Annotated in this window: 9 protein-coding genes and 1 pseudogene; 9 read left to right on the top strand and 1 reads right to left on the bottom strand. The window is 50.8% G+C overall.

The features are described 5' to 3' along the window. The 9 genes and pseudogenes from BO53_RS0109370 to whiA form a co-directional block, all read left to right on the top strand. A pseudogene (locus BO53_RS0109370) lies at positions 1-709 on the top strand (RNA-guided endonuclease TnpB family protein); the annotation flags it as partial. Positions 710-856: 147 nt separating this feature from the next. Beyond that, positions 857-1,795 (top strand): HPr(Ser) kinase/phosphatase, encoded by a 939-nt coding sequence (gene hprK / locus BO53_RS0109365; RefSeq protein ID WP_031547563.1) that lies wholly within the window; start codon positions 857-859, stop codon positions 1,793-1,795. Beyond that, positions 1,785-2,609, top strand: coding sequence for a prolipoprotein diacylglyceryl transferase (gene lgt, locus BO53_RS0109360; protein WP_031547561.1), 825 nt, complete (start codon positions 1,785-1,787; stop codon positions 2,607-2,609). The genes hprK and lgt overlap by 11 nt, the downstream gene beginning before the upstream one ends. A gap of 11 nt (positions 2,610-2,620) precedes the next feature. Further along, complete coding sequence (locus BO53_RS0109355) at positions 2,621-3,109, top strand: acyltransferase (protein ID WP_031547559.1); 489 nt, start codon at positions 2,621-2,623, stop codon at positions 3,107-3,109. Continuing rightward, positions 3,102-4,520 carry a tetratricopeptide repeat protein gene (locus BO53_RS0109350; RefSeq protein WP_051683080.1) on the top strand — a complete coding sequence of 473 codons (1,419 nt, stop codon included), beginning with the start codon at positions 3,102-3,104 and terminating at the stop codon, positions 4,518-4,520. Before BO53_RS0109355 ends, BO53_RS0109350 begins: the two co-directional genes overlap by 8 nt. Positions 4,521-4,586: 66 nt before the next feature. After that, complete coding sequence (gene trxB / locus BO53_RS0109345; protein WP_031547555.1) at positions 4,587-5,531, top strand: thioredoxin-disulfide reductase; 945 nt, start codon at positions 4,587-4,589, stop codon at positions 5,529-5,531. A gap of 150 nt (positions 5,532-5,681) precedes the next feature. Continuing rightward, positions 5,682-6,566, top strand: a complete 885-nt coding sequence (gene rapZ / locus BO53_RS0109340; protein WP_156956127.1) for an RNase adapter RapZ — start codon at positions 5,682-5,684, stop codon at positions 6,564-6,566. After that, on the top strand, positions 6,553-7,533 hold the full coding sequence (locus tag BO53_RS0109335; protein ID WP_031547551.1) for a gluconeogenesis factor YvcK family protein: 981 nt from the start codon (positions 6,553-6,555) through the stop codon (positions 7,531-7,533). Before rapZ ends, BO53_RS0109335 begins: the two co-directional genes overlap by 14 nt. A gap of 19 nt (positions 7,534-7,552) precedes the next feature. Next, entirely contained in the window at positions 7,553-8,500 is a 948-nt protein-coding gene (whiA, locus tag BO53_RS0109330) for a DNA-binding protein WhiA (RefSeq protein ID WP_031547549.1), read from the top strand. Between the two features lie 43 nt (positions 8,501-8,543). On the opposite strand, the gene BO53_RS0109325 is transcribed toward whiA, so the two are convergent. Next, positions 8,544-8,792, bottom strand: coding sequence for a PspC domain-containing protein (locus tag BO53_RS0109325; RefSeq protein WP_084185001.1), 249 nt, complete (start codon positions 8,790-8,792; stop codon positions 8,544-8,546). Between the last annotated feature and the right edge of the window lie 62 nt (positions 8,793-8,854).

Here is an 8,854-nt window from a genome sequence, read left to right as displayed (position 1 = left end):
CGATCCGCCGAAACCCTACGGGCAAATATTTTGTTTCCCTTTTGGTCGAAACGGAAACGGAGCCGATGAAGAAAACGGGTTCTGCTGTAGGAGTTGATGTGGGGCTAAAGGACTTCGCTGTTCTATCTGATGAGACGGTTTACGAAAACCCTCATTTCTTCCATACGCTGGAGAAGAAACTTGCGAAAGAACAACGCAAGTTGTCCAGACGAAAAGAGCAGGCCATTAAAGACGGTCGGAGGTTGTCCGAGTCAAGGAACTACCAGAAACAACGCATCAAGGTGGCGAAGATACATGAAAACATCAAAAGCAAGCGACGCGATTACCTGCACAAACTTTCCACCGAGATTGTCAAAAACCACGACATTATCGGGATTGAAGATTTGTTGGTAAAAAATATGGTCTTGAATCGCAAACTGGCCAAATCCATTTCTGAAGTGAGTTGGGCGGAATTTCGTGCCTTGCTGGAATACAAAGCAAAATGGTACGGGAAGGAAGTTGTAGCGGTTGCTCGAAACTTCCCATCTTCTCAATTGTGTTCAGGATGTGGCCACCAAAATAAAGCCGTTAAGAATCTCGCTATTCGTGACTGGAAGTGCCCGGAATGTCACGCCCGTCATGACCGGGATATTAACGCAAGCATGAATCTGAAAAACGAGGCGTTGCGAATCTTAAGCCTCCAACCGTAGGGACTACGGGGATAGCCTAATTAACATCCGACCATTAGGTTGGAGTTCCTAGGAATCTCCATCTTCAAAATCCAAAGGATTTAAGGTGGAGTAGTTCAAAACCCGATTTATTGAAAATGGTTTTCCGATTCTTTATAGTTGAAGTATTAAACACCCGAGGTGACAGGATGCTTACAGTAAAAAAGATAATAGATAAATTCAATTTGAAACTCATCTCCGGTAACGAAGGGATCGACAAGGAGATCGTCAATATAGATGTCTCCCGTCCGGGCCTTGAAGTGGCAGGCTACTTTTCCCATTATTCCTCCGACCGCGTCCAGGTGCTCGGCATGACGGAGTCTTCGTTCTTCGAACGCATGCTCACCGAGGAGGAGCGGGAGGACAGATCGAAGCGCTTGTGCCGGAAAGAGACCCCATGCATCATCATCACGCGCAATCTGAGCGCGCCCCTTGAACTGATCGAGGCGTGCAACCAGACACATACGCCCCTATTGGTCACAGAAGACAATACAACGAACTTCATCAGCCGCATGTCGAACTTCCTTGAAAAGGCGCTGGCGCCAGAGACGAACATGCATGGTGTGCTGGTCGACATATACGGCATCGGTGTGCTCATCACAGGGGAAAGCGGCGTCGGCAAAAGCGAGACGGCACTTGAACTGGTGAAGAGCGGCCATCGCCTTGTAGCCGACGATAATGTCGAAATCAAGGAAGTGTCGAAAAATGTCCTGATGGGATCGGCGCCGCCGCTCATCCGCAATCTGCTCGAGATCCGTGGTCTCGGCATCATCAACGTAATGACGCTGTTCGGGGCAGGGAGCATCCTGGAGGAGAAGCGGATCATGCTGAACGTCAATCTGGAGACGTGGGAGCCCGGCAAGACCTACGAGCGTCTGGGACTCGATCAGAAGCGGATGCGCATACTCAATGCGGAGATAGACCAGAAGACGATTCCGATCCGTCCTGGACGGAGTCTTGCAGGAATCATAGAAGTTGCAGCGATGAATTACCGCATGCAGTACATGGGATATGATGCTGCCCAGGAATTCAACGACCGCCTGAACCGGCAGATACAGGTAAATGGAGGTATGATTGATGATCTTTAATGCCCCCCTCAGCCCCGTCGCTTTCGAACTGGGTCCGCTCAGCATCTACTGGTATGGCGTCATCATCGCTTCCGGCATGCTCCTTGGATACTTCATTGCCGATCGTGAAGCGAACCGCAAGGGTCTGCCGGAAGGCCTGTTCATGGATCTGATGTTCTACATCATCATCGCTTCGATCGTCGGGGCCAGACTGTACTATGTCGTATTCCAATGGGAGTACTACAGCCAGAACCCGATTGATATCATTATGGTGAACGAAGGTGGAATGGCGATACATGGCGGCCTCATCGGTGGATTTCTGGCCGGCATCATATATTGCCGTGTAAAAGGCTTCAGCTTCTTCCAGCTCGCGGACATTGCCGCACCGAGCCTCATACTTGGCCAGGCGATTGGGCGCTGGGGGAACTTCATGAACCAGGAGGCCCACGGCGGCGAGGTATCGAGAGGGTTCCTGGAATCCCTGATGCTGCCGGAATGGATCATCAACCAAATGTACATAGACGGTGCCTACTATCATCCCACATTCCTCTATGAATCCGTGTGGAACCTCATCGGCTTCGTCCTGCTGATTCTGCTTCGTCCGAAGCTGAAGATAGGCCAGACCATACTGCTTTATCTGATCTATTACTCAATCGGCCGGTTCTTCATAGAGGGCATGCGCACGGACAGCCTGATGATTGGTGAGAGCCTTCGGACGGCACAGTTCATTTCCATTCTATTGATTGTTGCAGCGGCTGCGGTATGGATTTACCGGGAAATGAAGTACAGGCTGCCGAAATATAAGGATACAGAAGGCGTATATAAAGGAAGGTAGGGAGATGGATCATGAGAAGGTTGAAGAGAATCAAAGCGGCCGGGGTCAATCCCCTATGGAATATGTACCAGACCATCTCCCGCTTCAAAATCGTCAAAAATTTCATCGTGATCGAAATCGGCCGATATTGCCCATCGACGAAATGGAAGCACAAACTGTACAGCAGCCTTCTTGGAATGAAGCTTGGGGATAACGTCTCCCTGGCCTTCAGGGCGATGCCGGACCTGATGCATCCCGAGCGCATCCACATTGGCAAAAACAGTATAATCGGGTATAATACAGTAATATTGACGCATGAATATCTGGTGGATGAGTACAGGATTGGAGATGTGCACATCGGCCACGATACTATGGTGGGAGCGAATGTGACCATTCTGCCGGGTGTGGTGATTGGTGATCATGCAGTCATCGGTGCGGGCAGTGTGGTCTCAAAAGATGTTCCCGACCATTCAATCTGCTACGGCAACCCGCTTATAGTAAGGAGTAGGAATAATGAATAGGAAAGTGATCCCTTTCGATCAGAATGGAGAATTCCATTTTAATCAGGGCTTGAAAAAAACAGAACAGAATAAGAAGCAGGCGGCGCTGAAAAGCTTCCACAAGGCCTTCGAGCTCGATCGGAACAACTTGGCATACCTTTCCCAGTACGCATATCTGCTTGCTGAAAATGGACGCGGAGCAGAAGCTGAACATATATTGATTAATGCCTTCATTCAGCATCAGTATGATGCTGAATTTTATTTTATACTGAGCCAGCTCTACATCATCATGAATGATCCGAACAAGGCGTTCCTGTTCGGCGTGCAGTATGTCCAGCACGAACCGGATTCCGGTTATGATGAGGAGCTCGAGCAGATGTTCGAGGTGAGCATCCAGGATGAGGATGAAGTGGAGCGGGAGGCGATCCGGTTTACCGGCCAGCACCTATTCCAGCACCTGTTCATGAATGCACGGATAGAGGAGGCGCTGGACTTTCTCTCCACCATCCCCGAATCGATTCAGGAGGAGCGGGAGTTCCGCAACCAGAGAGCGATGGCGGCACTGTTCCTGAACCGTTATGAAGAGGCGCATGAACTGCTTGAGCAGCTGCTGAAGGAAGACCGGACGGACATGCATGCGCTCAGCCACATGACCCTCCTGTACTATCATACAGGGGAGGAGGAGAAGTACCGGACCTTCCTCAAGAAACTCGAGGTCGTCCAGCCGCTCGATGATGATGACCGTTTCAAAGTCGGCCTTGTGCTCAACTTCCTCCAGCAGTACGAGCGGTCCTACGAGCTTCTGTTCCCACTGTTCAAGAAACAGGCGTTCGTCAGCTTCCAGCTGCTTCATGCACTCAGCCATGCAAGCTATCATATCGGTCATTTGGAGGAATCCCGGATGTTCTGGGAACGGATGCAGACATTCCATCAGGTGAATGAGCTCTACAGTCCGTGGAAACGTCATGAAGCGACACAGAGGATCGCAGACCTCGAGGCGCTCTACCTGAAGGATGATGACCCCTATATGCGTCTTCTCGGCCTATACAAAATCTATAATGTCGTACCACGCGATGCCATACTGGGCCATGAAGTCTGGGAGACGATAGAGTCCCTCGAAGACTATGAGAAACTTTACATCTCCTTTCTTTTCCAGGGTCTGAAACTCGTCAGGCTCGGCCGGATGCATAAGGGGCTTGAAGCCATGCGCCGGGCAGGGTATGAAGGGGAAGAGGACCAGCTGGCCTGGATAGAGACCTTCCATGCCCTCTATGAAAACAAGGTGGAACTGGAAGATATCGGTGCATTCGCAGCAGCGACCCTATACTTCCATCAGCGTGGCAGGAGGATCACCAAGAAGTCGCTCGTCGATGATTTCGATACGACCCTCTATCGTCTGAACAAGGCACTCGACAAGGTTAAGCAGATTTGATGAAAAATTGTGCGGCACCCTGTATAATATTTGGGAGTCGATACAGAAGAAAAGGAGTTTTGTCTCATGACTGAAGAAAATATCTATGATGTCGTCATCATCGGCGCAGGGCCGGCAGGCATGACCGCCGCCGTCTACGCGTCCCGTGCTAACCTGAAGACGGTCATGCTGGAGCGCGGCATGCCCGGTGGACAGATGGCCAATACCGAAGAGGTGGAAAATTTCCCGGGATTCGATTTCATCACTGGCCCGGAACTTTCGACAAAAATGTTCGAGCATTCCCAGAAGTTCGGAGCCGAATATAAATATGGTGACATCAAATCCGTAGAGGACAAAGGCGAATACAAAGTTCTGAAGACCGGCAGCGAAGAAATCCTGACGCGCACAATCATCATTGCGACAGGAGCCGAATACAAGAAGGTCGGCGTCGAGGGTGAGGATACACTCGGCGGACGCGGCGTCAGCTACTGTGCCGTCTGTGACGGTGCCTTCTTCAAGGAAAAGGAACTGGTTGTCATCGGCGGCGGGGATTCCGCAGTCGAAGAGGGGGTATTCCTGACCAAATTCGCCAGCAAAGTGACGATCGTACACAGAAGGGATCAGCTGCGCGCACAGAAGATCCTCCAGGACCGTGCATTCAAGAACGACAAGATCGACTTCGTCTGGGATACGGAAATCCAGTCCATCAATGGGGAGAGCAGAGTCGAGAGTGTTACGCTGCTTGATAAGAATACAGGCTCCAAATACGACTATGATGCAGACGGTGTCTTCATCTATGTCGGCATGAAGCCGCTGACAGCGCCATTCAGCGACCTTGGCATACTCAATGAGCTTGGGTATGTGGAAACCAATGATGAGATGGAAACATCCATCCCGGGCATCTTTGCAGCCGGAGATGTGCGCAACAAAACACTCCGTCAGATTGTCACAGCAACAGGGGATGGCAGCATCGCCGCCCAGAACGCGCAGCACTATATCGAAAAACTTGCAGATATGCAGGAAAGCAAATAGCAGTTTCCCCAGGGCCACCCCTGGGGTTTTTTTGAGCCATTCGATTGAAAACACCGACTATGGGGCGTATCATATAATATTGCTACAAACCTTCTGACATGGTTTAATTGAGGGAAAAGAGAGATGAAAATAACAAGAGGATGTGGAGCAATGAAGCAGCTGATTATTGTAACGGGAATGAGCGGTGCAGGGAAATCCGTAGCTATCGAGGCACTGGAGGATATGGGATACTTCTGCATTGACAACCTGCCGCCGATCCTTCTGCAGAAGGTAGTGGAATTGATGGAGACGACGGATGGGCAGATGGATCGTGTCGGTCTTGGCATCGACCTGAGGGGCAAGGAGTTCTTCGACCATCTCGTGGCTGAGATTGAAAAACTCCAGGATCATCCCGAGCTGGCCCTCGAAATCATTTTCATAGATGCTGCCGACGATCGTCTCGTCACGCGCTATAAGGAGACCCGAAGGGCACATCCTCTGGACAATGAAGCGAATCTTCTGGATTCCATCACCAAGGAGAGGGAACTGCTGGATGACCTGAAGGGGCGTGCGACCCATCTCATCGATACGACACATACGACTCCGAAGGAGCTCAGGGGCATGGTGTTCGACATGTCTGCCGGTGAGAACCGGTCCGTCTTCAACGTCAACGTGATGAGCTTCGGCTTTAAGCACGGCATACCGATCGATGCGGATCTTGTATTCGACGTAAGATTTCTGCCGAACCCGCACTATGTTGACGCACTCAGGCCCTATACCGGGCTCGATAAGCCTGTGGCCGACTATGTCATGAAATGGAAGGAAACGAAGACTTTCTATGCCAAATTCTACGACCTCATCAAATACATGCTTCCCCAGTTCATGAAGGAAGGGAAGTCCCAGCTTGTCGTCGCAATTGGATGCACAGGCGGTCAGCATCGTTCGGTGACGCTTGCTGAAAAACTGGTCAGGGACCTGAGCGAGGACTTTGACTTCACCATCCGCGCGGTGCACAGGGATGCACCGGTTGAAGGTACGGAAAATGAAGAAGATTAGGATTACGCTGGTCGGAGGCGGTACAGGCCTGAGTGTGCTGGCCAGGGGCCTGCGAAAATACCCTGTGGATATTTCCGCGATAGTATCCGTTGCCGATGATGGGGGGTCGACGGGACTGATACGCGACCAGATTGATATGCCTGCACCGGGGGATATCAGGAACGTGATGACGGCCCTCAGTGATGTGGAGACCAAGCTTGAGAACCTGTTTGCCTACCGCTTCAGGAAGGAGGCGCTTGGCGGGCACGCGCTCGGCAATCTGATGCTGGCTGCAATGTATGACATGACCGGTGATTTTGCCGTGGCGGTGAAGGAGCTGAGCAAGATATTGAACGTGAAGGGGACGGTGATTCCGTCCACCAACATCAGTCCGAAGCTTGCAGCACGCATGGAGGACAATTCAATCATCGTGGGCGAAAGCTACATCCCTGAGGTGAAGCAGAAGATAGAGGAGGTCTATCTCATACCGAATGATACGGTGGCGACACCAGAGGCCATCAAAGCCATCAAGGCTTCGGATGTCATCGTCTTCGGGCCGGGCAGCCTGTATACCAGCATCATTCCGAACCTGCTCCCGGAGGGGATGGGTGAAGCGATTGAAAATGCCAAGGGCATCAAGGTCTATGTATCCAACATCATGACGCAGGTGGGCGAGACGATCGGCTATTCTGCGGCCGATCATCTGGAAGCGATCAACAGGCATATGGGCAGCAGTTTCGTCGATTTCATCATCCTGAACGAAGAAGACATCAAAGGACGTATATCCGAGTACTACGACCGTAATGACATGACGATTGTTGAGAGTGACAGGGACCGTCTGAAGGAAATGGGGACGACCGTAATTACAGACGACCACCTGGTTCAGATTGATGAGGAGGGCGCTGTGCGCCATGACAACAGAGTGCTGGCAGAGATCATATATGATATTGCACTTAAGGAAATCAGCACACTACAGTACAAGAAATAAACGATAAGGGCGTGATCGCATGTCATTTGCTTCCGAGATGAAGAATGAATTGACGAGAATCGAAGTGGATACGTGCTGCATGAAAAGTGAGCTCTCCGCACTCATCAAGATGAATGGGGCCCTCAGCCATTTCAATGGGGAATGGATCATCAACATACAGACCGAGAATGCCGCCATTGCAAGGCGGATCTTCTCGCTGATTCGCAACCTCTATGGAGTGGAGATAGAACTGCTTGTACGCAGGAAGATGAAGCTGAAGAAGAACAATGTCTACATCTCCCGTATAAAGAAGGACAGCAGGAAAGTGCTTGAGGATCTGGATATTATGAAAGGCGGCGTGCTTTCCCATGAAATCAGCGATACGGTCAAGGAGAAGGAATGCTGCATCCGCAGCTATCTGCGCGGTGCCTTCCTGGCAGGCGGTTCCGTGAACAATCCCGAAACATCGGCATACCACCTGGAGATATTCTCGCTGTATGAAGAACATGCTAAAAACCTGACCGAGCTGATGAATGGATACGAGCTCAATGCAAAGTTCATCGAGCGCAAGCGCGGCTATATCACTTATCTCAAGGAAGCGGAGAAGATTGCGGAGTTTCTGAGTCTGATCGGCGGCTACCAGGCCCTCCTCAAATTTGAGGATATACGCATCGTCAGGGATATGAGGAATTCGGTCAACCGGCTCGTCAATTGTGAAACTGCAAACCTGAACAAGACGATCAGTGCGGCGATGCGGCAGGTCGAGAACATCCAGTTCATCGACGAGGAGATCGGGCTTGAGGAATTGCCGGAAAGGCTGAGGGAGATCGCAAGGCTGCGCGTTGAACATCAGGACGTGTCCCTGAAGGAGCTTGGGGAAATGATGTCAACCGGCGTCATTTCAAAATCAGGGGTGAACCACCGGCTCAGGAAGCTCGATAAAATTGCAGACAAGCTCAGAAGCGGGGAAGAGGTTACTTTCAAATAAAATCGCGTGTACTCTTTGGGAGTACACGCGATTTTATTGTGGATCAGAACGAATCGGAGTCGAATGGCTCGTTGGGACGTCCGGTTGTGCGGTCGATTTCATCGTCAGTCGGCATGATGAAGCCCACGATGAAGTACAGTACGACAAGGAAGATGTTCATTGTAGCCACTGTAAGTACTACGAAGATGATCCGCAGTATCGTCGAGTCGATGCCGATTTTTTCGCCAAGGCCGCCGAATACTCCCATCAGATAGGAGTCGGTTGAGGAGCGTACAAGTTTCTTGTTATTCATATACAGTCTCCTTTCTATACAATTTAATTATACCACTTGGTGGAGGCGCAATAAAAAGATTA

The sequence above is a fragment of the Salinicoccus luteus DSM 17002 genome (assembly GCF_000712035.1).
In the GTDB taxonomy this organism is placed as follows: Bacteria; Bacillota; Bacilli; order Staphylococcales; family Salinicoccaceae; genus Salinicoccus; species Salinicoccus luteus.
Note: the sequence above shows the minus strand (reverse complement) of the source record. Positions and strands in the feature narration are given on the sequence as shown.

Coding starts and splice junctions, on each gene's coding strand:
- whiA (WP_031547549.1), top strand. CDS start 7,553: ATGTCATTTGCTTCCGAGATGAAGAATGAATTGACGAGAATCGAAGTG.
- rapZ (WP_156956127.1), top strand. CDS start 5,682: ATGAAGCAGCTGATTATTGTAACGGGAATGAGCGGTGCAGGGAAATCC.
- lgt (WP_031547561.1), top strand. CDS start 1,785: ATGATCTTTAATGCCCCCCTCAGCCCCGTCGCTTTCGAACTGGGTCCG.
- BO53_RS0109355 (WP_031547559.1), top strand. CDS start 2,621: ATGAGAAGGTTGAAGAGAATCAAAGCGGCCGGGGTCAATCCCCTATGG.
- trxB (WP_031547555.1), top strand. CDS start 4,587: ATGACTGAAGAAAATATCTATGATGTCGTCATCATCGGCGCAGGGCCG.
- BO53_RS0109350 (WP_051683080.1), top strand. CDS start 3,102: ATGAATAGGAAAGTGATCCCTTTCGATCAGAATGGAGAATTCCATTTT.
- hprK (WP_031547563.1), top strand. CDS start 857: ATGCTTACAGTAAAAAAGATAATAGATAAATTCAATTTGAAACTCATC.
- BO53_RS0109335 (WP_031547551.1), top strand. CDS start 6,553: ATGAAGAAGATTAGGATTACGCTGGTCGGAGGCGGTACAGGCCTGAGT.
- BO53_RS0109325 (WP_084185001.1), bottom strand. CDS start 8,792: ATGAATAACAAGAAACTTGTACGCTCCTCAACCGACTCCTATCTGATG.